At 45.9% G+C, this 26,969-nt stretch carries 29 protein-coding genes, 1 pseudogene and 2 riboswitches; of the genes and pseudogenes, 12 read left to right on the forward strand and 18 right to left on the reverse strand.

Features of this window, described 5'->3' with window-relative positions; translation table 11 throughout:
* Positions 1–20: 20 nt before the first annotated feature.
* From ACFPTP_RS17900 to ACFPTP_RS17910, 3 genes are read left to right on the forward strand one after another with little or no spacing between them, the layout of a single operon-like run.
* Positions 21–878, forward strand: a complete 858-nt coding sequence (locus ACFPTP_RS17900) for a hypothetical protein (RefSeq protein WP_381447655.1) — start codon at positions 21–23, stop codon at positions 876–878.
* Positions 871–1,434, forward strand: a complete 564-nt coding sequence (locus ACFPTP_RS17905; protein WP_381447657.1) for a hypothetical protein — start codon at positions 871–873, stop codon at positions 1,432–1,434. Before ACFPTP_RS17900 ends, ACFPTP_RS17905 begins: the two co-directional genes overlap by 8 nt.
* A 42-nt stretch (positions 1,435–1,476) precedes the next feature.
* Positions 1,477–2,367, forward strand: coding sequence for a CPBP family intramembrane glutamic endopeptidase (locus ACFPTP_RS17910; RefSeq protein WP_381447659.1), 891 nt, complete (start codon positions 1,477–1,479; stop codon positions 2,365–2,367).
* A gap of 173 nt (positions 2,368–2,540) precedes the next feature.
* On the opposite strand, the gene ACFPTP_RS17915 is transcribed toward ACFPTP_RS17910, so the two are convergent.
* The 3 genes from ACFPTP_RS17915 to ACFPTP_RS17925 form a co-directional block, all read right to left on the reverse strand.
* A complete protein-coding gene (locus tag ACFPTP_RS17915) occupies positions 2,541–3,419 on the reverse strand; it encodes a DMT family transporter (protein ID WP_381447661.1) in 879 nt (292 codons plus the stop codon).
* Between the two features lie 66 nt (positions 3,420–3,485).
* Positions 3,486–3,902 (reverse strand): SRPBCC family protein, encoded by a 417-nt coding sequence (locus ACFPTP_RS17920; protein WP_381447663.1) that lies wholly within the window; start codon positions 3,900–3,902, stop codon positions 3,486–3,488.
* 77 nt (positions 3,903–3,979) lie between these two features.
* Positions 3,980–4,996, reverse strand: coding sequence for a hypothetical protein (locus ACFPTP_RS17925; RefSeq protein ID WP_381447665.1), 1,017 nt, complete (start codon positions 4,994–4,996; stop codon positions 3,980–3,982).
* 206 nt (positions 4,997–5,202) lie between these two features.
* A riboswitch (PreQ1 riboswitch) is annotated at positions 5,203–5,247 on the forward strand.
* A 6-nt stretch (positions 5,248–5,253) separates the two neighbouring features.
* Here ACFPTP_RS17925 and ACFPTP_RS17930 point away from each other — a divergent pair.
* From ACFPTP_RS17930 to ACFPTP_RS17940, 3 genes are all read left to right on the forward strand, one after another.
* Positions 5,254–5,739 (forward strand): QueT transporter family protein, encoded by a 486-nt coding sequence (locus ACFPTP_RS17930; RefSeq protein ID WP_381447667.1) that lies wholly within the window; start codon positions 5,254–5,256, stop codon positions 5,737–5,739.
* Positions 5,740–5,788: 49 nt separating this feature from the next.
* A complete protein-coding gene (locus tag ACFPTP_RS17935) occupies positions 5,789–6,019 on the forward strand; it encodes a helix-turn-helix domain-containing protein (protein ID WP_381447670.1) in 231 nt (76 codons plus the stop codon).
* Between the two features lie 266 nt (positions 6,020–6,285).
* A complete protein-coding gene (locus tag ACFPTP_RS17940) occupies positions 6,286–7,803 on the forward strand; it encodes a glycine betaine uptake BCCT transporter (protein ID WP_381447672.1) in 1,518 nt (505 codons plus the stop codon).
* Between the two features lie 44 nt (positions 7,804–7,847).
* Here the strand turns inward: ACFPTP_RS17940 and ACFPTP_RS17945 are convergent, their stop codons facing one another.
* On the reverse strand, positions 7,848–8,834 hold the full coding sequence (locus ACFPTP_RS17945; protein ID WP_381447675.1) for a homoserine dehydrogenase: 987 nt from the start codon (positions 8,832–8,834) through the stop codon (positions 7,848–7,850).
* 147 nt (positions 8,835–8,981) lie between these two features.
* Entirely contained in the window at positions 8,982–10,280 is a 1,299-nt protein-coding gene (locus ACFPTP_RS17950; RefSeq protein WP_381447678.1) for an O-acetylhomoserine aminocarboxypropyltransferase/cysteine synthase family protein, read from the reverse strand.
* Positions 10,281–10,399: 119 nt separating this feature from the next.
* Positions 10,400–10,515: riboswitch (SAM riboswitch) on the reverse strand.
* A gap of 305 nt (positions 10,516–10,820) precedes the next feature.
* Between ACFPTP_RS17950 and ACFPTP_RS17955 the strand changes: the two genes are divergently transcribed.
* The gene (locus ACFPTP_RS17955) at positions 10,821–11,456 is read left to right on the forward strand and encodes a glycerol-3-phosphate acyltransferase (RefSeq protein WP_381447680.1); all 636 of its coding nucleotides are present in this window, start codon (positions 10,821–10,823) and stop codon (positions 11,454–11,456) included.
* Positions 11,457–11,610: 154 nt separating this feature from the next.
* Here the strand turns inward: ACFPTP_RS17955 and ACFPTP_RS17960 are convergent, their stop codons facing one another.
* From ACFPTP_RS17960 to ACFPTP_RS17985, 6 genes and pseudogenes are all read right to left on the reverse strand, one after another.
* Positions 11,611–12,378 carry a sulfite exporter TauE/SafE family protein gene (locus ACFPTP_RS17960; protein ID WP_381447776.1) on the reverse strand — a complete coding sequence of 256 codons (768 nt, stop codon included), beginning with the start codon at positions 12,376–12,378 and terminating at the stop codon, positions 11,611–11,613.
* A gap of 65 nt (positions 12,379–12,443) precedes the next feature.
* Positions 12,444–12,671, reverse strand: coding sequence for a sulfurtransferase TusA family protein (locus ACFPTP_RS17965; RefSeq protein WP_381447682.1), 228 nt, complete (start codon positions 12,669–12,671; stop codon positions 12,444–12,446).
* Positions 12,672–12,697: 26 nt separating this feature from the next.
* Positions 12,698–13,810, reverse strand: a complete 1,113-nt coding sequence (locus ACFPTP_RS17970) for an MBL fold metallo-hydrolase (RefSeq protein ID WP_381447779.1) — start codon at positions 13,808–13,810, stop codon at positions 12,698–12,700.
* An 84-nt stretch (positions 13,811–13,894) separates the two neighbouring features.
* Positions 13,895–14,164 (reverse strand): annotated as a pseudogene (locus tag ACFPTP_RS17975) (rhodanese-like domain-containing protein); the annotation flags it as partial.
* A gap of 16 nt (positions 14,165–14,180) precedes the next feature.
* Complete coding sequence (locus tag ACFPTP_RS17980) at positions 14,181–14,669, reverse strand: DsrE/DsrF/DrsH-like family protein (RefSeq protein ID WP_381447684.1); 489 nt, start codon at positions 14,667–14,669, stop codon at positions 14,181–14,183.
* Positions 14,670–14,735: 66 nt separating this feature from the next.
* Positions 14,736–14,999: a metal-sensitive transcriptional regulator gene (locus ACFPTP_RS17985; RefSeq protein ID WP_381447686.1), complete on the reverse strand. Its 264-nt coding sequence runs from the start codon at positions 14,997–14,999 to the stop codon at positions 14,736–14,738.
* 419 nt (positions 15,000–15,418) lie between these two features.
* On the opposite strand from ACFPTP_RS17985, the gene ACFPTP_RS17990 reads away from it, so the two are divergent.
* Positions 15,419–15,649 carry a DUF2187 family protein gene (locus tag ACFPTP_RS17990; RefSeq protein ID WP_381447688.1) on the forward strand — a complete coding sequence of 77 codons (231 nt, stop codon included), beginning with the start codon at positions 15,419–15,421 and terminating at the stop codon, positions 15,647–15,649.
* A gap of 68 nt (positions 15,650–15,717) precedes the next feature.
* Here ACFPTP_RS17990 and ACFPTP_RS17995 read toward each other — a convergent pair whose 3' ends face one another.
* Positions 15,718–16,359, reverse strand: a complete 642-nt coding sequence (locus tag ACFPTP_RS17995; protein WP_381447690.1) for an HD domain-containing protein — start codon at positions 16,357–16,359, stop codon at positions 15,718–15,720.
* Between the two features lie 117 nt (positions 16,360–16,476).
* Entirely contained in the window at positions 16,477–17,472 is a 996-nt protein-coding gene (locus ACFPTP_RS18000) for a YeiH family protein (protein ID WP_381447692.1), read from the reverse strand.
* A gap of 109 nt (positions 17,473–17,581) precedes the next feature.
* Here ACFPTP_RS18000 and ACFPTP_RS18005 point away from each other — a divergent pair, with 109 nt between their 5' ends.
* Genes ACFPTP_RS18005 through ACFPTP_RS18020 form a run of 4 tightly spaced genes read left to right on the forward strand, consistent with a single transcriptional unit; the run spans position 17,582 to position 21,430 of the window.
* A complete protein-coding gene (locus tag ACFPTP_RS18005) occupies positions 17,582–18,478 on the forward strand; it encodes a LysR family transcriptional regulator (RefSeq protein WP_381447694.1) in 897 nt (298 codons plus the stop codon).
* Between the two features lie 55 nt (positions 18,479–18,533).
* Positions 18,534–19,193 carry a lysoplasmalogenase gene (locus ACFPTP_RS18010; RefSeq protein WP_381447696.1) on the forward strand — a complete coding sequence of 220 codons (660 nt, stop codon included), beginning with the start codon at positions 18,534–18,536 and terminating at the stop codon, positions 19,191–19,193.
* Between the two features lie 37 nt (positions 19,194–19,230).
* Entirely contained in the window at positions 19,231–20,457 is a 1,227-nt protein-coding gene (pepT, locus tag ACFPTP_RS18015; RefSeq protein WP_381447698.1) for a peptidase T, read from the forward strand.
* Between the two features lie 13 nt (positions 20,458–20,470).
* Positions 20,471–21,430, forward strand: coding sequence for a DMT family transporter (locus ACFPTP_RS18020; RefSeq protein ID WP_381447701.1), 960 nt, complete (start codon positions 20,471–20,473; stop codon positions 21,428–21,430).
* Positions 21,431–21,846: 416 nt separating this feature from the next.
* Here the strand turns inward: ACFPTP_RS18020 and ACFPTP_RS18025 are convergent, their stop codons facing one another.
* The 5 genes from ACFPTP_RS18025 to ACFPTP_RS18045 form a co-directional block, all read right to left on the reverse strand.
* Entirely contained in the window at positions 21,847–22,920 is a 1,074-nt protein-coding gene (locus tag ACFPTP_RS18025) for an ABC transporter substrate-binding protein (RefSeq protein ID WP_465269812.1), read from the reverse strand.
* A 38-nt stretch (positions 22,921–22,958) separates the two neighbouring features.
* On the reverse strand, positions 22,959–23,747 hold the full coding sequence (locus ACFPTP_RS18030; RefSeq protein ID WP_381447706.1) for an ABC transporter ATP-binding protein: 789 nt from the start codon (positions 23,745–23,747) through the stop codon (positions 22,959–22,961).
* Positions 23,748–23,751: 4 nt separating this feature from the next.
* On the reverse strand, positions 23,752–24,573 hold the full coding sequence (locus ACFPTP_RS18035; RefSeq protein ID WP_381447708.1) for an ABC transporter permease: 822 nt from the start codon (positions 24,571–24,573) through the stop codon (positions 23,752–23,754).
* Between the two features lie 193 nt (positions 24,574–24,766).
* Entirely contained in the window at positions 24,767–25,120 is a 354-nt protein-coding gene (locus ACFPTP_RS18040) for a rhodanese-like domain-containing protein (RefSeq protein WP_381447710.1), read from the reverse strand.
* A gap of 433 nt (positions 25,121–25,553) precedes the next feature.
* Complete coding sequence (locus ACFPTP_RS18045; RefSeq protein ID WP_381447712.1) at positions 25,554–26,825, reverse strand: acetyl-CoA hydrolase/transferase family protein; 1,272 nt, start codon at positions 26,823–26,825, stop codon at positions 25,554–25,556.
* Between the last annotated feature and the right edge of the window lie 144 nt (positions 26,826–26,969).

Here is a 26,969-nt window from a genome sequence, read left to right on the forward strand (position 1 = left end):
AAGTTGGAAGGAGGAATCACGTGAAAGAACGTTATTTTTGGGTAGCACTCGGACTTATTGCAATCAGTTGGATTGTGAATTCATTATATGCACATTCGAACCAGTTGGAGGAGCCTATTTTTCTGGATCATTATATTGAAACGACTACGGATGAAAACGACCATAACTATGTCACCTTCTACTACTTGGCGAATAAAAATGATCGCTCACATATCAATTACATAAGATTAGGTGATGTCGAAGGCTTTCCGCAAGGTGACTACTTCTATACGGATACCACCGCCCCTCATGCGATTGACACTTTTAGACATCAAGAACTGAGAAGCATAACCGTCAAATTACGGTCATTCAGCGATAATACGGAGAAACAGTCATTCAATGAAATGGCCGTGTTTTATTCAGACGGAAGATCATCAACCGCGGCCATCGGGGAAGTAATCATCCATCCAAATAGGTTTTATGCGAATGACGATAGTAGAGCGTTAGAGCAACCATCCAGCGGAGGCAGCAATGACGGTTCGAGTTGGGATACATTCCGAGCAACCGAGCCGTTGGCAATCGAGAAGATCGATTTCCCTTTCAATGAACCGATTGAAGACTGGTTCCTCTTCACGATCAGCGGCAAACAAACAGAACAACCGCTGGATTCCCTCAAACTTCCGATTCATTTAGAGAAGGATAAATCTGTGACATTGAGAGTCGATTTTAAAGAAAAAAGTTTTGTGAACCCTTTCGCATTCGCCATCCGTATATCTGGAACAACAGCGGATGGAAAACCTTTCACAAACTATGCTCACTACAATCTGTTTCCGTATGTAACACAAGATGACGTGAACCGAATCATCGAGGAAAAGACAGGGAGGGTTTCGAGTGAATAAAGCGTTGCGGTATATGTTTTGGGGATACCTTTTCATCTTTTTCCGACTTCATGTCATGATCGATCTGTTGATGGACCCTGTTGGTTATTATTTGATCTATGCCGGATGCTCTAGGCTCGTGGATGTCTTTCCGAAGGCGAAAAAGGCGATGATTGTCGGATTCATTGGCATGCTTGTATCAGTGCCTTCTGTATTTGTGAATCTCTCTGATCCGGCACTTTCAACGGGCTGGACTACCTACGCTCTGTTGCTTTCAGCGTTCAAACTGATCACAGCGTATTACTTATTTGTTTTATTGCAGGATGTCGTAAAAGTAGTCGGCGATCAGGCATTGCAAAATCGGACAAATACGACATTCACATTTTTCGCGGCCATCCATCTTATCACACTGGCCATCATGTCTTTTTCAATGAATATGCCAGGAAACGATTCGGACGCGATCACTTTATTAGTTTTCGGTATAGCTGTTGTCATAATGGATATTCTGTTTTTACTTTTAATCGGTGCCATCCGGCGCGTCAGCCCCAAGCAACTGCATATAGATACACTCATTTGAAACTTATTTTCAGCATTAAGTTAGAAACAAGGGGGTTATCATTTGTTCAAAAACAATTCAAACCAAGTACGCGCTGGATGGATCATCTTTTTAGCATTTTTAGCGATGTTCATTGCGCAGCAGATTTTCGCGATACCGGGAGGCGTTTTGCTAGCGATCGCCGATTTCCCGTTCCAAGACGGAAATTACAATATGGATATTATGGCCACGTTCGACAGGCACCCATGGATTTTCCTGTTGACGCAAGGCGGCGGGACAGTCGGCGGCATGCTCGCGACGGTATTGTTATGGCGCTTTGTCAATAAAGGAACGTTGAGAGAGCTGGGCTTCAGTGGGCCGTTGAAAGATTTAGGGTTCGGCCTTCTGCTTGGGGCAGTTTCGATCGCGGTCATTTTCTTTATTCTATTGGCTTCCGGAAATGTGGACATGGTTAATTCGTTCACGAAACCCGAGTTCACAGTGTACTCATTGTCGTTTCTTGTCTTATTCATTCTCGTCGGCTTTTTTGAAGAGATGTTTTTCAGGGGTTATGTCATGTCGACGATGGAGAGGCGCGGGAATCCCAAATGGCTCATTTATGTCGTCTCCGCCGTCGTGTTCAGTTTGGTTCACGGCACGAATCCGAACGTCAGCCTATTGGGCTTGGTCAATATCGCGTTGGTCGGCATTTTATTCGCCTATATGTTTGACGCGACGAAAAGCTTATGGCTGCCGATCGGTTACCATATAACGTGGAATTACTTTCAAGGGAATGTTTTCGGATTTGCAGTTAGCGGCACAGCTCCGCATGGGATTTATAATGTTTCTATTGAAGATGGAAATACGTGGCTGACGGGCGGACCGTTCGGATTGGAAGGCGGCTTACTGGCGACGTTGTTAATTATTTTAGGATTTTTTGGGACGAGGCTTTATGTGAGGATGAAGGCGGAGTAGGCGTTATGCGTGCTTTTCTTAATTTATGAGCGAATTTAGCGGTTTATGGACTTTTGGGGAAGTTTATGCGCGTATGGAATGATTTATAAGCTTTTGTGGCGTTTTATGCGTGATTGGAACGATTTATGCGTTTCTATAGCTATTTATGCGTCTTTTGAAAACCTTGAGGCTGCCTAGCTTATGGCAGCCTCTTCTTTTCGTCCGCTGAGCGTTAATACGAGGATTCCGCCTAAGAGGAGCGCGATTCCTGACCATGAAATAAAGTCGAGCCTTTCCCCGACGACTAACACACTTAAAATCGCGGCAGTGAGCGGTTCAGCAAGTGAGAGCGTCACCGCGGATGACGAAGGGATGTGCCGCAAGCCGGTGGAAAACAGAATATACGCGACGCTTGTCGTGGCAATTCCAAGATAGATCATTGTCGATATACCGGGAAGCGTTAACAATCCGTCCGTTTCAAAAATGAAAAGAAATGGCATAAGCATAATTGCGCTCACCGAGAAAATGACGGCGACTGAGGGAATCGCGTCCGCTTTCTCCAATACTTCTTTATTAAATAACGTATAGAAGGCGAACAATAGGCCGGCACAAAGGGATAACGTGACGCCTACCGGATTGACAACCAACCCTTCTTTATTCGAAAACAATAATACACATCCGACAATGGCAAGCGATGTTGCCGTCAGCCATATTTTCGTCGGGCGTACTTTGAGAATCAGCCACTCGATGAGCCCCGAAAACATCGGCGCGCTTCCGATTGCGACAACCGTTCCAATGGCGATTCCCGTTAAGCGGATTGACGTGAAAAAGCAATATTGGAAGATTGCCATCGCCAATGCTGAAAAAATCGTCGCTTTCCACGGCCAGTTCCGAAAATCGATTTTCCGAAGAATAAGCATAATGATGAGCAATGTGAAACCGCCGACAGCGAGCCTAGAGGCACCGACCGCCAAAGGGTGTACCGTTTGTGGCATGAATGTTTGTGCGGTGCCGGTCGTTCCCCAAAGCATCGCCCCTAATAAGACAACTATGAATGCAATGCGCTGTGACAAAAAAATCCCTCCCCCGATATATTGAATATATCATGATATCGAAGGAGGGTGTATGAATTCTCTAAATTATTTTGCTGTTGATTCAATCGTGTTTTTCAGCTTTGCCAATAACCCATCCCAACCTTCGGACATGCGTGGTCGAACGATGTCATGCGATTCGCCGAACTCGGTCTGCTTGCCATCCTCCCAGCCGGCATGAATGAAGGTCAATTCGGTTTCGCCATCGACTTCCTTCAGTTCAAAATGGACTTGCCAATCCTTGCCCCAGACGAATGAAAAATGGTTCGGCGGTTGGATTTCCGTCACTTTACATGGCGATTCGCCCCAGGGACCCGCTTGCAAGGTGAACTCCTTCCCTTCGACCGGTTCCATGTCGCTCGGCATGAACCAAGCGCCAATTCCATCCGCCGTTGAAACGTACGGCCATACTGTTTCGATTGGAGCATTGATAACGATGTTTTTTCTGATTTGTGTTGTAGACATTTAACTTCTCTCCTTAATTCTTAACTGGCTTATCCTATTATTATTTTAGCATCAACCACTTCGGAATTGCATTTTCGTTAAGGAATGAAATGAATTCTTTGAAGCTTCTCCTGAACATCGGGATGAATCTGATTCTCCCCTTTACTGATAAGCTCATCCGTTTCGATACTTTTGAATACATCATGAATGGCTCGTAATTGATCCATCTGCTCAACTGTCGGTGGTATTTTTATCATTTTGTTCAGCAGGTCAATCGCGCCATCTAAAGAAACATTCAGCTCCGGGTTCAACTCCGCAACCATTTCCAGCAATCCTCGGGCATTATAAACATCAGCTAAGATCGGCTCAATGATCAGCCTTCTTTCATCTTCTTCCTTATGCGTCTCCTCACCGGCTTCTAGAACAGATAATGTTTTCGTTGCAAAAGCCAGGTCCATCAATTCAAATGCATCGTTGAAAAAGGCATAGGAGGCCGGCTCGTTATCCACATTATTCGTGTTTTCTTTCTTATAAAAGGTTTCTTTCTGATAGCCATTTTCATTTTCATCGTAGGTGAATTTCTGCACCTTCCGATCGGAATGAGACGACATAATCATTACGATTCCTGGTTTCTTGTTAAATCTTCCTGTACTAAACTCTATTGAGCCGTTCTGAACAAATTCATCAAAAAGCGGATACGTTTTCTCGCCGTCTTTCACGACCAACAACCAGCTCTGTCCGTCATCCCAAGCAAAGAGCCCATTTTCCATTTTTCCTGCATTCACATATAACTCGATTATTTCATCTTCCCCATCCCCGTCCAGATCCAACGTGGTTGATTTATAAAGCGTCTTCGGATATTTCTCAATATCTTTTGCAACAATCATCGAATAATCATTATTCACTTGTTGATTCATTGCTAGTTCAAGCGCTTCTCTTTCTTCCTCAATTGTATTTACAAGAGCTTCTTTTTCCGATGAAATTTGCTCGATCCGCTTTTTTAGTTCGTTTATTTCTTTGGTCTGATCTGTGTTTGATTGATCACTGTTTGACCGATCCGTGCAACCGCCAAGTATACCTGCTACGCAAACGATTCCCAGTAAGAGTCTCCTCATTCCCTATCCCCCTATTTGTACTCAATTCAACACTTCTAGTATTGATACGTTCTTAACGCCCCATTTGTTTCAATAGATTTAAAGTGGAAGAATGGACTTTTGTATGAGAACTCGTCGTGCTCCGCCTGTTGCACTCCAAACGTTTTCAATTGGAAAAAGATATTGAAGGGTAGAATTTGCTATGTTACACTATAAGGTAGGCTTTTTGCCGCGTGGTTCGTAACCATCCCACGAAAAAAAACTAAGGAGAAATGAATATGAAAGTAAAAATGATGGCAACGAGCGGGATTATCGCTGCGTTGTATGTTGCTGTGACGTTTTTGATTGCCCCGTTCGGGTTCACTAACATCCAGTTCCGTCTATCGGAGATGTTCAATCATCTCGTTGTGTTCAATAAAAAATACATCGTCGGTGTCGTATTGGGCGTATTTATCGCCAACTTGCTCTTTTCAGAACTTGGGCCGATCGATCTTGTATTCGGTGTCGGGCAATCCGTTCTTGCACTATCGATTACAATCCTCTCCGCTAAGTTCATTAAAGGGCTATACCAACGGATGTTTTTCAATACATTGGTATTCACGTTTACGATGTTCCTTATCGCTTGGGAATTGAACATCGCGCTGGAATTTCCGTTCTTATTGACATGGCTTTTCGTCGCGGTCGGCGAGTTCGTCGTCATGGCAGTCGGCATACCAATTATGGCTGAATTGAATAAACGACTTCAGTTCGATAAACTGATTTAAAAAGAGGCGCACTGTCGCCTCTTTTTTTCGATAAAAGGAGAATTTATAAATGTATATGACGATAGAAGAAACAGCAGAATACTTGGGTATGCCCGTCGAGCAAGTCCGGAAGTATGTATGGGAAGGACGCATTCGATCCGTTCATGACGGCGAGCAGTTTTTCATCAATCAAGATCAATTCGCCAACTATTTCAACCAACTGGAATTTGTAAAAAGACAAATCGAAGACTATTTGAATGAACCGATTCCACCCGACCGCGATATCAAGGATGAAGATTAAAAACCTTAATAAAGGGTAAACTGAAACCAGGGATGCGCCGTAGTCTAAAAGACACAATTTTTTTATTCAATGCGAGCTGGATTTCGAATTCGAAAGTTTCTTTTTATTTCTACTAGGCACCTTTGGGATGCATTTTGTAAGTGTTAATAAAAAAATAAAATACGCTATTTGTGTAAGTGTTTACATTTTTACTCCCTTTGCTTTCCCGCTACATGATTGGTATAGTTTGTAGTCGTTTCAAAAATCCATTATTCATAGGGGGAAACATGCGAAAAATATCAAATGTATTTTATATAACAATTGGCCTGATCATATTGGCTGTTGGATATGGAGTGATAGCGGCGGAAAGCTTTGAAACCGTCACAAATTCCATCAAATCATTCGTATCATCCTCATTCGGATGGTATTACATGCTTCTGCTTTCTTTTCTTCTAGTGCTCAGCATTTTCTTCATTTTCAGCCCATTCGGCAAAGTGCGATTAGGGCGGGACGAAGACCGTCCATCATTTTCAACAATCACCTGGATTGCGATGCTTTTCTCTGCCGGGATGGGAATCGGCTTAGTCTTCTATGGGGCTGCGGAGCCGTTATCCCACTATGCCATCAACCCTGCTACTGCCGAACCCAATACAGACGCCGCCTTCAAAGAGGCAATGCGCTATACATTCTTCCATTGGGGATTGCATGTATGGGCAATGTACGGGATTGTCGGACTTGCACTGGCGTACTTCCAATTCCGCAAAGAGGAACCGGGGTTAATTTCAGCAACATTGAAGCCGATTTTCGGTAAAAAAATGGAGGGGCCATGGGGCGTTCTCGTCGATGTACTTGCCGTATTTGCAACAGCTTTTGGCGTTGCCACTTCTCTCGGCTTCGGTGCTGTTCAAATTAACGCAGGGTTGGATTACCTATTCGGCTTTTCTATCGGATTCAAGTCACAACTGATCATCATTGCGGTCGTTACTGTCCTATTTGTTGCATCTGCCTGGTCTGGACTTAGCAAAGGAATTAAATATTTATCCAACACAAACCTGATACTTGCGCTTGCCCTATTAGGTTTCGTCCTCATCTTAGGACCAACTTTGCTTATCTTTAATGTGTTCACTGACTCCATCGGGGGATATCTCGCCAATCTAATTTCAATGAGCTTCCGTACTGCCCCATTAAACAATGCACATCGGGAATGGCTTGATAGCTGGACGATTTTCTATTGGGCTTGGTGGATTTCGTGGGCACCTTTCGTCAGCATGTTCATCGCACGGGTATCAAAAGGACGAACAATCAGGGAATTCATGGTCGTCGTCATGCTGGCGCCAACCATTCTGAGCGCCTTCTGGTTTTCAGCTTTTGGATCTACAGCGATCAATATGCAGCGTAAAGGGATTGTGGACTTAGCGAATACTGACACTGAATTAACGATTTTTGAAATGTTCCATGCAATGCCTTGGTCAATCCTCATTTCGATTGTCGCAGTTCTGCTCATTGCCTCATTTTTCATCACCTCAGCAGACTCAGCGACATTTGTATTAGGTATGCAGTCCACGTACGGTTCATTGACGCCACCAAATAGCGTAAAAATCATTTGGGGGGTCATCCAATCCGCTATTGCAATCATACTGCTCTCTGTAAACGGATTGACGGCACTGCAAAATACAATCATCATTGCCGCCTTGCCGTTCTCGTTCATCATTTTGCTCATGATCGTTTCACTGATCAAAGCATTACAGAGCGAACGACCGAGGAGTGAACGGCCGAGAAGAAGGAAAGCGAAAGAAAACGTTTAACGGCACAGAAAAGTGGAGGGGAATCCAATTCCTCCTCCACTTTTTTAATTTGGCACCAAGATTGCTTCGTGTTGGCGGATGACATGCAACAAGTCCGCAACCATCGCACTCCCTGTCGGATACATTCCCGCACCCGGACCGACTAACGTCAACTGCCCGAGATATTCCGTATTTACAATGACGGCATTGTCGACGCCATCGATGCCGAACAGCGGGTGATCCGCTCCTATTAAAACTGGTCCTACAGCCGCCTGCAGCTTCCCTTTTTCGTCTTTCCAAATATCCGCCACGTGACGATAACGAAGATCGCCTTTGGATGCATCGAGTATTTCGTCCGGCTCAAGATGATCGATTCCGAGGACAGGTACATCCTCCCAATCAGGCTGCCGGCCGAAAGCGAGCGAACTCAAAATCATCAGCTTACGGAAAGCGTCCGTTCCACTGACATCATCTGTAGGATCCGCCTCTGCATAGCCGTTTTGCTGTGCAGCCGAAAGCGCCTGCTTGAATGAGGATCCTTCATCACGCATTTTCGTCAAAATGAAATTCGACGTCCCATTTAAAATGCCCTGGATCCGTTTGACGCGGTCGCCAGCTAGAAGATTGGTCACTGTCCGGATAATCGGGACACCGCCGGCGGTTGTCGCTTCGAATCCGACTTGCACATCACGGAACTCGGCATGTTTCAATAAAGCAGGTCCGTGTTTTGCAAACATCGTTTTATTCGCAGTGATGATGTGACAGCCCTTCTCGATCGCATCAGACAAATACGTATAGGCAGGCTCTTCCCCGACAATCGCTTCGAAAACGACATCGATTTCCGGGTTATTCAATATTTCCTGAATGTTATCAGTAATTTGCGCGCCTTTAATCGGCATGCGTTCTTTCGCCTTGTCTTTCACAAGGATGGATACGACATCAACGGTGAAACCAGTGCTCTTTTTAATCTCTTCCCGCTTCTCCTGCAGGATTCTGTAGACACCTTCACCGACCGTACCGAAACCGAGTATGGCCACTTTGATTGACGGCATGAAACCACCCTTTCCTTTTCTAAAGCGGAGGGCGCCTGCTTAGATGCGACAGGCATAAGGCGAAACTGCGAAGTGGCGCTTTTTGCCACACTGCAGCTTCGACTTATGACCCGAGCATCTGGCGCCCGCAGCTAGCTGTTATTCCGTTTAGCGTACTTCAACAGGTGTTGCTTTCTCGATCGCCTGCTTGAGGTCTGCAATAATATCTTCCGTTGACTCAAGCCCGACAGACAGACGGATCAATTCCTCTGGCGTACCTGTCTTTTTCAAGTCTTCCGCAGACAATTGCTGATGTGTCGTTGATGCCGGGTGAATAATCAGTGATTTTGCATCGCCCACGTTCGCGACATGCGACCATAGCGTAATATTATCGATCACTTTGCGCCCTGCTTCACGTCCGCCTTTAATACCGAAAACGATGATCGAGCCGAAGCCGTTTTTCAAATATTTCTTGGCATTTTCATACGTCGGGTGATCTTCAAGTCCTGTGTAAGTGACCCATTCCACAGACGGATGAGCCTGTAGGAATTCAGCCACTTTCACAGCATTTTCATTATGGCGTGTCACACGCAAATGGAGCGTCTCCAGCCCTTGAAGGAAGTTGAATGCACTGTCAGGATCTAGACATGGCCCGAAGTCGCGCAGCAATTGGACGCGGAGCTTCGTAGCGAATGCCGCTCCCGCCGTGTCAATTCCGTAGCGCAAACCGTGGTATGTTGCATCAGGCTCCGTGAAGCCCGGAAACTTGCCTCTCGTCCAGTCGAATTTCCCTGCATCGACAACGACACCGCCGATTGTCGTTCCGTGGCCGCCGATCCATTTCGTTGCGGAATGAATGACGACGTCCGCTCCGAACTCGATTGGATTCGATCCGTATGGGGATGCGAATGTGTTATCGATAATGAACGGAATTTCATTCTCATGGGCGATGTTTGCGACCGCTTCGATATCGAGCACTTGAAGGCTCGGGTTTCCGATTGTTTCAGCGAAAATCGCTTTCGTTTTATCTGTAATCGCGGCACGGAAGTTCTCAGGTTCGTCCGCGTCCACGAATTTCACATTGATACCGTAGCGAGGGAGCGTGACGGCGAATAAGTTATACGTACCGCCGTATAGATTGCCCGCAGCGACGATTTCGTCCCCTGCTCCTGCGATGTTCAAAATGGAAAAGGCAATGGCAGCCATTCCGGAAGACAGAGCGACTGCGGCAGTCCCGCCTTCTAAAAGCGCAACCCGCTCTTCAAAAACGGCAACGGTCGGATTCGTGATCCGTGTGTAGATATTGCCTGCTTCCTGCAGGGCAAATAAGTTTTGGGCATGTTCAGTGTCGCGGAAAACAAATGCGGTAGTACGGTGGATCGGCACAGCGCGTGAGCCTGTAACAGGGTCCGGCTTTTGGCCTCCGTGTAAGAGAAGAGTTTCTGGTTGAAGTTGATGGTTTGTCATTGTTATTACCTCCAGTGGATTTTTTAAGATGAAAAGGCAATGCGGAGGCGTTGGGGGTTTTGGAATAAAAAAAATAACCCCTTTCGCTAAGAGAAGGGTTACGCTTTCGCTTATTCCTCCTCTTATCTTTCAGACCGTTTTCACGAATCTGTAGGAAGTAGCACCTTTGCAAGTTCGTCACTTGCCGGTTGCCGGGCATCGCAGGGCCTAGTCCCTCCGCCGCTCTTGATAAGAGTTTGGGTATTCAGTTTTTCATCTTGTTGAACAGTATAGGAGACTATTTTTTAAAAGTCAAGGGGTGAATTTATTTTTTTCTGAAACTTGCGCTTTATCTGAGGTGTTATAATAGTTTTTAGTAGTTGGACTGGGCGTGCTTGGCTCTGAGCAAGGTTAAGCCGCATGATGCGCTCGTTTCAGGCGGTTGGAACAGCGTTTCAGGCGGTCGCCAGTCTACTTCAGGCGATTGAAGCATCGTTTCAGGCGGTTGCCAGCCTACTTTAGGCGAAGGATAACGTAATCTATGTATCGTGGGGGATTCTTATGACATTATGGATTTTAGCTACTATAGTTTGTGGATATTTGGTCGGCTGCTTGCATGGATCAACAGTCGCTCTCTGGATTTCGGGGGTTAATTTGAAAGAGACCGGAGTGAAAAATGCCGGGGCGTCGAATGCGATGATCGTTCTCGGGAAACGGTATGGCGCACTTGTTGCATTGATTGATATTGGCAAAGGCATCTTCTCGGTCATTGCTGTAAGATTACTTGCCGGACATTTCGGACTGCCGGCGGAAGCCATCACATTGCTATTATTCGTTGTCGGGGCCGCTGTCATATTTGGCCATAACTTTCCTTTCCATATGAAGTTCAACGGCGGGAAAGGTACCGCAACAGTGATTGGGGTTTTATTCGCCATCGACTGGCGGTTCGGACTTGCCGGGTTCATCCTATTCATTCTTGTGGCCATCCTGTCAGACATTCTTGTTTTCGGCGTCATCATGTTATATATTACTCTCTTGGCTATGGCCGTTTGGCTCGAAGGCTATTGGCCGATACTGATTGCAGTATTGCTTTTCATAATGGCCATCTGGAAGCATATTGAAAACTTCAAACGGATACTTAAGGGGACTGAGCCGCGTATTCGCACTTCATTCAAGAAAAAACAGAAGCACTCGTGATGAGGCTTCTGTTTTTTCTCGTTTTGCGCGAGTATTGGAGGTTTTTGCGCATATTCAGGCTGATTATGCGCGAGTTAAGGCATGTTTTGCGCGAATTTAGGCTAGTTATGCGCGAATTAACACTAGTTATGCTCATTTCAGGACTTTAGACCTTCTAAAAATCCATCCAAATCTTCACAGCGGTCGCTAAAATCAACACCGCCAATACCCCCTGCAACACTTTCGTATTCATCTTCTGTCCTGCTTTTGCACCTAGTGGCGCGGCGAGGATGCTTGCTATGATCATGACCGCAGCCGGCCCGTAAAGAACCTGGTCCGTCATAATCTTCCCTACAGTCGAGCCGATCGACGAGATGAATGTGATCGCAAGCGATGTTGCAATTGTCATGCGCGTCGGGATTTTCAAGACGACGAGCATGATTGGTACAAGAATGAATGCCCCTGCAGCGCCGACGATGCCAGCCGCAATCCCAACGATGAAGGCAAGCACGGCTGCAAGCCATTTATCGAAAACAACTTGATCCGCCGGGATATCATCCAATCCTTTTTTCGGAATGAACATCATGATGGCCGCAATCGTTGCCAAGACTCCATACACAAGATTGATGCTTCCTTCAGAAATCAAATTGGAACCATATCCCCCGATGAAGCTTCCGACTAAAATTGCACTGCCCATATAGATGATCAACGTCTTATTGAGATAGCCGCTTTTTCGATACGCCCATACGCCGGAGATTGTCGCGAAGAACACTTGAATCGCGCTGATTCCTGAAACTTCATGCGCAGAGAATGCGACAAGTCCGAGCATTGGCGGAATATATAACAGCATCGGGTATTTGATGATCGATCCGCCGATTCCGACCATGCCGGAAACGAAGGATCCTATAAATCCGATGAGGAAAATCGTTATAAGAAATGTCATATCCAAAAGTTCCAACCTCCTTAATTAGGAAAAGGGTATCTGCTCAGATACCCCCTTCCCTACTATTAGCCTTTCTTAATATAAAACGTGAAGACGCCTGCTTCTTCTTTTTGGTCGACCATTTCGTGGCCGCTGGATTTTGCCCATGCTGTCAGATCTGCCATAGATCCTTTGTCAGTCGCCTGAATTTCAAGGATTTCCCCTATCTCCATTTCCTTCATCGTCTTTCTTGCACGTACAACCGGCATTGGGCATGCCAACCCTTTTGCGTCTAATAGTTTTGTAATGTTCATTTTTCATCTTCTCCTTTTTGATTAAATTACCTTACCGCACAGCGATTCGGTCCGATTTCCATTTCACGCTGTGTTTCTTCGTCAGGCGTGATTTTACCCATGTTCGTCTGGCGGATTTCTTGGTAAGCATTTGGTTGAGGCGGCAAGTTTCCTGTCACCATTTGACGGAATTCCTGTTCATCCTCGATATTCAAGCCGTGGTTTTTCGCGAACAGAGTCCCTAACTTTTCCGAAACACTTCCGTCATCATTCAACTCTTCGATGATCATGAAGTGTGCTGGAAGAACGAGCAGATCTTCCGCCAACTGACGGTAACGGCTATATAGAGTTTCACGTAGATCACCAACCCAATCTTCTGCCAATCCCGCAAGGTCCGGACGCCCGATCGAATCGATGAATAAAATATCTCCTGACAATAAATAAGCATCATCGACAATAAACGAAGTGGAGCCGATTGTATGGCCTGGTGAGTAAATCGCCTGAATATCGATTTTCGATGTCCCTACCGTTATGACTCGGCCATCTTCCAGCGGTTCGTAATCAAATGTCACTTCTGTTGCATCTTTCGGTGGCAGCCAGTACGTTCCATTCACAGCTTCGGCAATTTGGCGTCCGCCGGAGATGTGGTCTGCATGCAAATGTGTATCGAGCACATTCGTAATCTTCACGTCCAATTGATTTGCAAAATCAAGGAATACATCCGTCATTCTTGTCGCATCCACAATCGCTGCTTCTCCATTCGATACGACCATGTAAGAGAGGCAGCCTTTTCCGATGCGCACGAATTGATAGATCGCGCCGCCGTCCTTCAAGTCTCCCACCTTCACCGTTTCCAAATGTTCGCTCCATGCCTTCATGCCGCCTTGCAAATAGGAAGCCTTGCGTCCTGCCTCGGCAAGCATTTCCGCAACAAAAATCGAGGAACCTTCCTTCGCGCAGACGACGAGAACGTCTTGATCCGTCGGAAGTTGATCGAGGATTTCTTCCACGCCATCAAGTAATTCGAAATAAGGGATATTCAAGTACTGGATGTTTTCCCCTTCAATCTTCCAATCTGCAAAAGCATCTTCATTACGAACATCCAAAATGAAGAAACTGTCTTTATTGATTACTTTCTTTGCGACTTCTCCAGCGGTCATCGGTGTTACTGCGCTATCCCACTTCATGCCCACGGGGGTATTTTTGTTTGTAAAAAAATCCTCAATCGGACCTTCCCAGGCCAACATTCCGCCCGCCATGTTCACAGCTTTGTATCCGTAACTTTCCAAGAGATTTGTCGCCTGTCCGCTGCGGCCTCCAGAACGGCAAACCATAATATATTCCTTCGATTTATCCAATTCATTCATACGGAACTCCAACAATCCAAGCGGGATATTAAGAGCGCCTGGGATTTTCCCTTCAGCAACTTCGTCCACTTCACGGACATCGATCAGATTGAGGGCCTGCCCTGCAGTTAGTTTTGCTTCGATTTCTTTTACTGTCACTTCATTCATCTTAATTCCTCCTTAATTAAATAAATAAATTCACATTGCCATCTTGTGCATCAGCTAAATAAGCGGCTACGCCTGCATAGTCAACGCCATCGAGCAACTCTGCTTGATCGAGACCTAATAAATCCATTGTCATCGTACATGCGACAAGTTTGATGTCTTGTTCCTTTGCCAGCTCAATCAACTGGGGAAGCGTCATCGCATTATGCTTTTGGATCACATGCTTGATCATTTTAGGGCCCATTCCAGCCATGTTCATTTTTGAGATGCCCATCTTATCCGCACCGCGCGGCATCATTTTCCCGAACATCTTTTCAAGGAACCCTTTCTTCACAGGAACTTGTTCCTCTTTCCGAAGTGCATTCAATCCCCAAAATGTATGGAAGATTGTCACTTCATGGTCATAAGCCGCTGCCCCGTTTGCAATGATATACGCAGCCATCGCTTTATCGTAGTCACCACTGAACAAAACAATGGTCGTCTTTTTCGTTTCTGACAATACGATCATCCTTTCCTTTTTAATTACCATTACCCGTAGGGGTATATTAAACCTTTAAAAGAAAAGAGTCAACTGTTAACGACTCTTTACGAGAAGATCTACCGCTTCTTTCACAATATCCTCTTGGGACATCGAATTGCTTTCATCAATATTCTGCATGCATGCAATGATATTTGAGCTGACAATGACACCGATTGTACGGTCAATCGCGGAACGGGAAGCTGATAACTGGGTGACGACTTCTTTGCAATCTTTTCCTTCTTCAATCATCCGTAAAATCCCTTTGATCTGGCCTTCGATCCGTTTTAATCGATTTACGACTTTATCATCGTATTCCAACTGCGTTCAGCTCCTTTCTCGTTAATTACAACACCGATTGTATACCCCTCTAGGTATAATGTCAAGCGTATATGATTTCGGATTCATATTTTGCTCAAGTTCAGCGGTGTTATGGAGCATACTTGTGGTGTTTTGCTCGAGTTGGGGCAGGTTATGCTCGAGTTCATACAGGTTATGGTGCAATCTCACGAAGTTATGCTCATCTCGTGACCTTCGACTTATACCACCTCAAGATGCGGCAAGCGAAAAAACCCAGCAAATCATGCTTTCTGCAAAGTTCGACAATTTATGGTATACTAGTAGTAGACAACTTGATAGGGATCGGTTTCAACTAGTTGTTTTCCATCATGATTCGATTGCTTAGGGCATGCCCAAGCAATTTTTTTCATTAGGATCTATGGTGAGAATGAACAGTAGGAGTGATTCGTTTGGCTTTTCCACGTAGGGAGAGACCTGTTTCAGATTTTGTCGCTGCTCGTCATATCGATGAGGAGATTTCGTTCGTTCGCAATGATCATGAAGTGAACGGTACCATTCATAAGATTCTCGAGAACTCCGTCATCGTAAAGATTTCGGAGGAAGATGCCGACCGTATTGGCGTCGCATCCAACCTCACCGTTGTTTCCCACAAGAACTACTCTGTTGATTAATTCATACTGAAAGGGCATCTCCACCACGGAGTGCCCTTTTTCTTGTGTTCGACTTTTATGTATGCCGTTTATCTTTTACATTCTTCAATTATCCGCATCGCGATGCCCATTAACTCTCCATGTTCAGTGAAACGTTCGCTGAGCATATCCGTTAGAATATGTTCCATGAAGTATTTTACACAGTTCATATCTTGAAATAACAGTATCGTCCTTAACGCTTCCTCGTAGATCTCTATAAACAATGGCTCGGGATTATCCTTTTGAATTTCACCAAATGCTTCATAAAGCAAATCAACTTTATCGGCAACAGATAAAATGCGCCCCTCCAATGTTTCATCTTTACCTTCTTTAAATCGCTCCAAATAAATAGCTTGAAACTCGGATGGAAGTTCCTTTTCTACAAACTTTCTCGTCATTTCTTCCTCTACTTCACTGAATAGTTGTTTCAACTCTTTCGAAGCATATTTTACAGGCGTCTTTATATCCCCTGTAAAAAGTTCCGCGTAGTCATGGTTCAATGCCTTTTCATAAAGGATTCTCCAATCCACTTTCTGTCCGGCCATCTCTTCGACTGTTCCAAGAAATTGCGCGATTTTGGTCACCTTAAATGAATGACTGGCGACGGAATGCTGCTGGTATTTGAACTTTCCTGGACAACGAATGATTTGTTCTAAGTCAGATAAGCTTTTAAAGTATTGATGTACACCCATCCTATTCATCACCTTTCTATAGTAAGCACTACCCATACTTCCCCTCTTTATATCTAATTTATGCATGAAAGGGATTAAAGGCGCCTTTTCCTATTCCGGAAAAAGGCGCCCTTGATTTCATAGTATAAAATACACTAAAACAGATAAGCAGACTGAGGTAATTGTCACCGCGATCAACGGTCGCATCGCGCGTTCCCGCAAATCTTTCAAGCTTACGTTCAAGCCGAGTCCGACCATGGCGGCCGTCAATAACCAAGTCGTTGCGGTGCTGGTTCCTGCCATTACACTGTCAGATACCGGAATCGAGTGGCCTAGCACATAGCTTCCGAATAAGCTCATCGCAATGAACCCGACAAGGAACCAAGGGAATTCGATTTTATTCTGCCCCTCTTCTTCCCCCTTGCTTTTGCGCTTCATGAAATAAATGAAAATGAAGCATAACGGTACTAATAAAAATACCCGGCCGAGTTTCGCAAGCAGCGCAATTGCAAGCGCATCTTCGCCCGCGGGGGCCGCTGCAATCGCAACATGCGCCAATTCGTGAAGACTCATGCCAGACCAGATGCCGTACTCAGTTGGGAGCAACGGCACAATCGGCCGCAATACTGTATAGCCGATCGCAAACACAGTACCGAGCATGGCGATGATGCCGACGCCGATTGCGGTATCTTCGTCCTTCGCCTTGATGATCGGCGCAACTGCGGCAATGGCCGCTGCCCCACATACCCCCGTCCCTACCCCAAGCAGCATGGAAATATCTTTATCCGCCTTCAACCACCTGGCAAGAAGGACCATAAGCCCGATGGCAAATGCAATGACGAGCACATCACGCGCCAGCAAACCCAGTCCGTCGCGGAAAACGACATCGATGTTCAATTTCAATCCGTATAAAATGATCGCTAGCCTCAGTAGCTTTTTCGATGAAAACGTGATCCCTGCACGAAGCCTTTCCGGGTAACCGAAAAATTGCCGGTATGCAACGGCAATGATGATGGCACTCGCCAATTGTCCAATATGATTGAATCCGGGGACTTTCGCTAATAAAAAACCTACTAATGCAATAAAAAATGTGAAAGCGATCCCGGCAATCCATATGCTTCTCTTTTCGTTCATATGTACACCTCCTATGCAAGCGTAATATGCGATATGCTATAAGTAAAATAAATTATTATAATGCCTATGATAAGTAAAATGATATGATTGATTGCAAGGAGTGATGGATTTGGATCTACAACTTCAAGTATTTGTCACGGTAGCGGAAAAAGAGAGCTTTTCACGCGCTGCCGAAGAGCATCATATGACCCAGCCCGCTGTCAGCCAATATATCCGCCAGTTCGAGGAGCAGATCGGAGCCAGACTGCTAGAGCGCACGAATAAATACGTCCGCCTGAACAAGGCGGGGGAAATCGTTTATCATCATGCGAAAGAAATTCTAGCATTGTATACGAAAATGCAAAATCTTGTTGATGATCTGGCGAATAAAGCGAGCGGCCCACTGTCGATCGGGGCAAGTTATACATTCGGCGAATACGTGCTGCCACGCATTATCGCCAATTTGAAACAAACTTATCCCGATATCCAACCGACAGTGACAATCGGCAATACGGCGACCGTTGCCGATCTTGTCGCAAGCCATCAGCTCGACATCGGCATTGTGGAAGGGAAATTCAATGCTGCCCGACTCATCGTAGAGGATTTTGCAGAGGATACCATGGTGATCGTCAGTGCAACCGACCACCCGCTTACATATAGGAAAGAACAGCTTGAAATGGCTGATTTGGAGAACGAGACTTGGATTGTACGCGAGCACGGTTCCGGTACGCGGGAAGCGATGGATAATTTATTCGAGCAATACGGAATTGCACCGACGAAGCTTATGGATTTCAGCAGCACCCAGCCAATCAAGGAATCCGTCGAGGCGGGCATCGGAATCAGCCTGCTTTCCCATTGGTCGATTAAAAAGGAGCTGAAAAATGGATATTTGCGAGTGCTGGATGTGAAAGGACTCCCCTACCGCCGCCAATTTTCCATTGTGACAAACACACCGTTCCAAACGAAGGCGCTCGAGGTTTTCATTGACATCCTACGGACAAAAAAACTGTTGACGACACTCAATTAAAAGGAATTCCGCCTCCCTGCATCGAATTGAACAGGAGGAGAGGAGCTGTTAAGCAGTGAGGAATATCGTATTGACAGCTATCATCATAATGGGTGCCATTTATATCTTTTTCATCCCGCCTGAGCCGGTCGGTTTCAAGATTTTCATGAAGCTCATTCCGATGGCGCTCATTATCATGTTCGCTGCAATGACGCCGCCACTCGTATCAACGAAGTATAAACGAATCGTCATTGCCGGATTATTCGTCTGCATGATTGCGGATGGCGTCATCTATTGGTTCATGGCCGGTCTTGTCACCTTTTTCATCGGGCATCTTTTTTACATCGTCGCCTTTAAGTCTGCAGGACGTAAACGTGTGCCGTTATGGGCAGCAATCTTGCTTGTGCTTTACGGTGCCGCCATGGCCATCTGGATTGCAGGATCCCAATTCGCCAAGGGGGAATTCATTCTTACGGTGGCTATCATTGCCTATATCTCGGTCATTTTGACGATGGGATGGATGGCGATCCGGACAGGCATGGTACTTGCCATTACGGGTGCGCTGCTCTTCATGTTCTCGGATTCAGTACTTGCAATCGACCGGTTCATCGTCGACATTCCATACCGGGACGCCTTCGTCATGGTGACGTACTATGCTGCGCAAATCTTCATTGCTGCAAGCATTGGCAGCCGGATTGTCAAGTATTCCGTGAATCGAAACAATCTGATAAGATAAAAGAAACTATGCTTTTCATTAACTGGAGGTATTTGGAATGAAGGAAAAATTGATCGAACGCCTTACACGCTATGCAAAAATCGATACACAATCGGATGCGAACAGCACATCCACTCCATCCACGCCAGGCCAATGGGATCTGTTACATGTACTTGAAAAAGAGCTTGCTGACATCGGCATGGAGGAAATCAATCTAGACGAGAACGGCTATCTATTCGCCACACTCCCTGCCAATACGGAGAAGGAAGTTCCGACAATCGGCTTCTTGGCGCACGTCGACACTGCGACAGACTATACGGGTAAAAACGTGAATCCACAACGCGTGGACAATTACGACGGCAATGATATCCAGTTGAATGCATCAACTGTCATGTCTGTGGATACATTCCCAGAGTTGAAAAATTACATCGGCCATACACTCATCACAACAGACGGCACGACTTTGTTAGGTGCTGACAATAAAGCCGGAATTGCCGAAATCATGACAGCGATGGAGTATTTGATTCAACACCCTGAAGTCAAACACGGAAAATTGCGTGTCGCTTTCACACCTGATGAAGAGATCGGGCGCGGGCCGCATAAATTCGATGTGGAAGCATTTGGTGCGAAATATGCATACACAATGGATGGCGGACCGCTTGGCGAATTGCAATATGAAAGCTTCAATGCGGCCGGAGCGAAAGTGACGTTCCACGGAACGAATGTGCATCCGGGATCTGCGAAGGACAAAATGGTGAATTCGATCCTGATTGCAAACCAATTCCAAGCGGCGATGCCAGCGGATGAAATCCCGCAAGTGACGGATGGCTATGAAGGGTTCGTTCATTTGATGGATGTGAGCGGTTCAGTTGAGAAGACCGAGCTGCATTATATTATCCGCTACTTCGACCGTGAAACGTTCGAAGCGCGAAAGCAATTGTTCATCGACACGGCTGCGCAATTGAAGAAAGAGCACGGCGACCATGCTGTCGAACTTGATCTCAACGACCAATATTTCAATATGGGCGAGAAAATCGAGCCGGTCATGGAAATCGTCGATATCATTTCGGACGCATTCAAAGTACTCGACATTAAGCCGGATATCGTGCCGGTGCGAGGCGGTACTGACGGGTCGCAACTATCGTATATGGGCATGCCGACACCTAACATTTTCACGGGCGGCGAGAATTACCATGGGAAATACGAATATATTTCCGTCGACAATATGGAGAAGGCGACGAATGTCATCATTGAAGCTGTAAAACTCTTCGAAGAACGCGCATAAGGGGGACGTCACTGTGAAGGCTATTTGGATTGGTATACTGTCATCTCTGTTTTTCGCAGTGACATTCGTGTTGAATCGGTCAATGGAAATTTCGGGAGGCAGCTGGTTATGGAGCGCCTCTCTCCGTTATTTCTTCATGGTCCCGTTTTTGATTGCCATCGTGGCTTATCGGAAAGGGCTGCGGGATACAGGCAAGGCAATGGCCGCGAAGCCCCTTCCCTTTTTCGTTTGGAGCGTCGTTGCGTTCGTACTCTTTTATGCACCCCTCACTTTTTCCGCTGCGTATAGCCCAGGTTGGCTGCTTGCGGGGACATGGCAATTGACGATTGTGGCGGGTGTTCTGTTGGCGCCGTTGTTCATAATTGTCGTGAAGACGAATAAAGGGGAAAAGAGAATTCGGCAACGGATCCCATTAGTTTCATTAGCCATTTCATTGATCATTTTGGTTGGCGTCATCCTTATTCAAATTCCGAATGCGAAAAGTGTCGATGTGCGTACGCTGTCGCTCGGTATTTTTCCGGTGCTGATTGCTGCCTTCGCCTATCCTTTAGGCAATAGGAAGATGATGGATTTATTGCAAGGAAAGCTCGATACTTTTCAAAGAGTGCTAGCAATGACGTTGATGACGATTCCGGTTTGGATCGGTTTTGCTGTTTACGCGATGTTCACTGTCGGACCGCCTTCCATGAATCAGGTCATCCAGTCGTTAATTGTCGCAGTCAGCTCGGGAGTCATTGCGACAACGCTGTTCTTCATGGCTACCGACCTCGTCCAACATGACCAAGGCAAGCTCGCTGCGGTGGAAGCGACCCAATCGACAGAGCTCATTTTTGCGATGATCGGGGAAATGCTCATTCTACATATTGCATTGCCTGGCGCTCTTTCTTTGATCGGTATAGTGGTGATTATTATCGGTATGGGGCTGCATAGTTATCAGACATCCATAGCAAAGAAAAAAATGCCCGTTGTGTAGCGACGAGATCAATTGATGGATAGAAAACATTAAGTAACAGCAAAAAGGAAAAAGCCTTGTGGTATTTAATTACCATAAGGCTTTTTGGAATTTAGTAAAGGGTCGGAGTAGGATAACAGGCAACAGCATCAATAAATCTTGGGTCAATGCCATAAAATTGCCAGTAGGCACCGTTCCACCTATATCCGGATACTTCACCAAATTCCACACGTGTAGGATAAAACCAAAATTGGCTGCCATTGATAAGCCATACATAAGTGTTTTGATATAGACAGTCGACGATATAGGACACAGAAGGTTTAGATGGTATGAATGTTGGAGGAGGGGATTGTGGACTGGGTGTCCCTTCGAGTGGGAAATATCCCATGTGGTTTCACTCCTTTTAGGTTCTCAGCATGGAAGGGGCATTTTTTCTTTTATTTATACGTTCCGATGACCTCCACCGCTTCTTCTGCCAGTGATGTATCCACTGCTTTATCGAAATCGATGTCACCGAGGATTGCTCCATTCGCTTTATACGTTTCGTATTGCTTTTTAATATCATCGACGAACATTTTTCCATCCGGATCAAGACCGGTGACATTCACTTTATCCCACAATGCAGGATCTTTCAAAGCCGTATGCTTCACCATGATGTCGACGATTTCGTCCTTGTTGATATCTTTGAAGAAGGCATCATTGTAATCCCGGACACCTTTCAAATAAGCGGCCATGAAGCGGAGGGAGATTTCCTCCTCGCCCATGAACTTCGGCGAAGCGAGAACCATGGCAATCTGCGATTCAGGCGCATAATCGGTTGCATCTTTAAAGCGGACATGGAAACCGTTCGCGACTCCTTGCGCAATAAGCGGTTCGATGTTCAATGCCGCATCGATTGTTCCTGCGTCAATTGCGCCTAGCATTGAACTAAAATCCGCGATATGAACGTATTCGACGTCATCTTCCGTCAAGCCAGCATGTTTCAGCATTTCCTCATAAATATATCCATCAATCGAGTTTCTGGAAGACACTGCGATCTTCTTCCCTTTGAAATCAGGATAATCCTTAATTTCATCTACCATATGGTTACCGATGACAAAGGTGAAATACGATTTCCCCGGCATATTATGCCCTTTATCGGCAATGATCCGAACGTCGATGCCTTGCGCAATCGCGTTGAAGAATGATGCGGTGGAGACACCGCCCGCTATGTCGACTTCTCCAGCGGCAAGGGCCGGCAGCATGTCATCGCTATTAGCGAAATCCGCAAAATCGACTTCGATATTATAGTCTTCAAAATACCCTTTTTCCTTCGCGATGTAGAACCCTGCTCCGGAAGCCGCACCGTCTTCTGCAATCAATATTTTCACCCGTTTATCAAGCGGCGCCAAATCCCCCGATGGCGGCTTAACGACTGTATCGCCAGGCGGTGTTTCCACTTTCGTCTGCGGAGCGGGCTCTTTTTTGGCGCATGCTCCGGCAAGTAAGAGCATGGCAGCCAAAATCATCATCCAACCATATTTGAACCCTTTCACCTTTTCTCCCCATTTCATCTATTCTCATTCCTGGAACGCTGCACTTCATCTTGCAAGTGTTTCCAAATGTCAACAAACTGCTCAGCGAGTGTCGGATCTTTTCGTATATCTTCCATCGTCCTCGGCCTGGGTGTGTCAATCCTGATTTGCTGAATGATTTTACCAGGCTGTGCACTCATCAATAGAATCCGATCGCTCAGCAACAGTGCTTCATCAATGCTATGTGTGATGAAAATGACCGTTTTTTTCGTTTCCGACCATATGGAGAGCAACTCTTCCTGAAGGATGAATTTATTCTGTTCATCCAAAGCAGCGAACGGTTCATCCATAAGGAGGATTTCGGGGTCATTTGCGAACGCACGGGCGATGCTCACCCGCTGTTTCATCCCCCCGGACAGTTCCTTCGGGTAGAGATGCGCAAACCGGTCAAGTCCCGTCTTTTGTAAGTAATAGTCCGTCCTCTCCCGAATGATGTCCTTCGGCAACTTTCGCATTTTCAACCCAAACGCAACATTATCCTTCACAGTGAGCCAAGGAATGACGCCCCTTTCCTGGAAGACCATCGATTGGAGAGGCCGGCCTTCCTGCTCCGAACGGATTTCGAATTCACCGACACTCGGCTGCTCAAGCCCCGCCAATATGCGCAATAATGTCGTTTTGCCACAGCCGCTCGGTCCGACAATGCAGACAAATTCCCCTTCTCCGATTGAAAGGGAAATATCGTCGAGTGCTGTCACACTCGATTGTTTCTTGTAAAAAGCCTTTGTCAGATTACGGATTTCAATCTTCGCTTTCTTCCTCATCCAATCACCTCCAAGGTAACAACTTTTTCTGAAGACCGCGAAGCATCAAGGAGAAGAGATAGCCAAAAAATGAAATGAGGATGAGTCCGACGAACATTTCCTTCAGAAGGAATGCCTTATACGATGTCCATATCAGATAGCCGATTCCCGAAGTCGCCCCCATCATTTCCGCGGCGACAATCGTAAGCAGAGCAATCGCCTGCCCCATCTGGATCCCTTCCAGCATGACCGGCAATGCGCCAGGTAATGCAATTTTGAAGAAGAATTGCATTTTACCGGCTCCGTAATTATCCGCGACATCCAAATAGATCCGATCAATGTTCAAGACACCTGCCGCCGTATTGATGACGACCGGGAAAAACACGCTTCCTGCAATTGTCACAACTTTCGACAGATCACCGATGCCAAACAGGATAATGATGATCGGCAGCAATGCAAGCGTCGGAATGGGCATAAGAGCCATGACAATCGGCTGAACAAAATGCCGGATTGGCGAATATAGCCCCATAAGCAAACCGATGACTACTCCAGGTATGACACCTGCAAGGAAACCTGCAAATATCCGATATAACGAAACGCCGATATGATCCGCCATCACCCCGTTCGCTATCATTTTGCCAAATGTGCCTAAAATGGCCGATGGCGGCGGGAAAAACCGGATATCCATCACACCCGTCCTTGACATCACTTCCCACAACAATAAAAGGAAGATTGGCGAAGCGATCGTCAATAGCTGCTTATAGCGTTCCTTCGATTGTCTCTGCTTCCATTCCCTCTGTTCGATCTCATACGGATCGCGTCCAATAGTCGCCTTATCTTTCTTCAACGTTCACCACCTCTTCATAACAATAGTATGTGAACGCCTATGGGTTTGGCTGGGCAAATGACGTGGTTTTTAGCGAATGGGCGGGGTTTGTACGTGGGTGGAGAGTCGGCTTTGGTCGCGGGAAGGCTTGCTTTGGACGCAAAAAGCATCAGCCGCGATTTCCCCACAGCTGATGCTTTCGTGTTTTATTAACCTATGCGCGCCATGCACTCATCCCGCCTCTGACATTAGTTACGTCCGTGAATCCCGACTTTTTCAGAATGCCCGCAGCTTGCGAACTGCGCATACCGCTTTGGCAAATGACGACAACTTCCTTATTCTTATCGAGTTTATCCAACTTGGACTTCAATAAGTTCAATGGGATATTTTTGAATTCATTGATATGGCGCCCTTTATATTCCGCCGGTGTGCGGACGTCGATGAATTGCTTCGACTGATCTTTTAATATAGATTTCAATTTGTCGGTCGATATTGACTTGACACCTTTTGCCGGCATCATGCGCCATGCGAAAAAGGCGATGATTGCAAAGATGATGATCCATTTCATTGATTTTCCCTCCTGAGGGATGACTTCTTGTCATCACGCGTACCCCGCATGGTATTTATATTGTAAATTCACTATACCACCACGGGTATGATGGAGGCAACAATTTTGTTTATCACCGCTTAGGAGGTCGTTATCACCGCTTAGATGGACTTTATCACCGCTGATGTGGGGTTTATCACCGCTCAGACGTAGTTTATCACCGCTTGACCAATTTTTTCCGCTTCAAGTGGCGCTTTTCTGCAACTTTCAACGACCTTTGAAACATTATCACCGACTTCGGGCAGTTTACCACCGACTCTCCACGCGTTATCACAGACTTTGAAGACTTTACCACCGATTCGAGTTGAATTTGCCGCCGATTGACGACAATTCAATAAGAAATTACCCTGTGGGGCACGAAACAAAAAAAGAGAAGCCCTATCGGCTCCTCTCCTTACTCGATCAATCCAAATTCCCTTGCTTCCTGCATCAATTCTTCTCTAAAATTCGGATGTGCGATTGCAATCAATGCTTCCGCCCGCTCGGACAAGGACTTGCCATGCAATCTGGCAATCCCGTATTCCGTCACGATATTGTCGACATAATTTTTCGATGTTGTCACGACGGAACCCGGCGCCAACTGCAGTTTGATTCTCGAAATGGTATCATTTTTCGCCGTCGAATGCATGCACACATACCCTTTGCCGTATTTCGATAGCCGGACGCCTCTTGCAAAATCGGCTTGGCCGCCACTTGACGAGTAATAGCGTCCCGCCACGGTTTCAGAAGCGCATTGGCCATATAAATCGACTTCGGTCGTCGCATTAATGGACACCATATGATCTTCTTTCGCAATTTCATATGCATCATTGACGACGCTTACCGGCAGGAACTCCACGGAAGGGTTGTTATTCAGGAAATCATACAAGCGTTGGGAACCGAAGGCGAATGTCGCAATGATCTTCCCTTTGCGGGATGACTTTTTCATTCCATCCACAGCGCCCGCCTCAACTAGATCGACGATGCCGTCCGTCAGCATTTCCGTGTGGATGCCTAAATGCCTGCGGTCTTTGAGCATTTTCATGACAGCATTCGGAATAGCTCCGATGCCGATTTGCAGCGTATCGCCGTCCTGGATATCCTCTGTAATATATTCCGCGATTTTCTGATCCTTCTCGGTAATGACTGGGGATACCTCTTCAGTCAACGGCAGATCATTTTCAATGAACCCGGCAATTTGGCTAATATGGATTTGATTCGCCCCGAAAGTGCGCGGCATATGCTTATTAACTTCCAAAACAAAAGGAACATCCCCGATAAAATCCGCGGCGTAATCCGCATTCGTGCCAAGCGAAAAATAGCCATGTTCGTCCATCGGTGATGCGACTGCCATCACCATCGGCTTTTTCGTCGTCTTTTGCAACAATCGAAACATTTCCTGGAACACATTCGGAATTAATTCAACATGCCCTTCCCAATATGCCTTCCTCGTCGCTCCACTCAGGAAGTACGAAATATGTGAAAGATGGCCTTTCATCTTACCATTTATATAATCACGTTCACGCAATGCCAACATTTGGTGCACTTTGACGTTCTCCAATTTCTCGTAATTTGCTTCAAGCAAATCCAACAAACCATGCGGCTCGCCATTTGAAAGAGGAATAATGATGTCAGTACCTTTATCAATCAATCCGATAAATTCCTCCGGATTTAAATGCTTTGTCATCTGTCACACTTCCCTGCTGTTGTATTGAAATCAGTATAGTACAGACAGAGAGCCTGCTCAACTTGTTGAAAAGTTCGATAATATTTATAATAAAATTATGACAAAACTAACAAGTGATCAAATTAGACAATTGAATAGCTATAG

This window comes from Sporosarcina koreensis (genome assembly GCF_042655825.1).
In the GTDB taxonomy this organism is placed as follows: domain Bacteria; phylum Bacillota; class Bacilli; order Bacillales_A; family Planococcaceae; genus Sporosarcina; species Sporosarcina koreensis.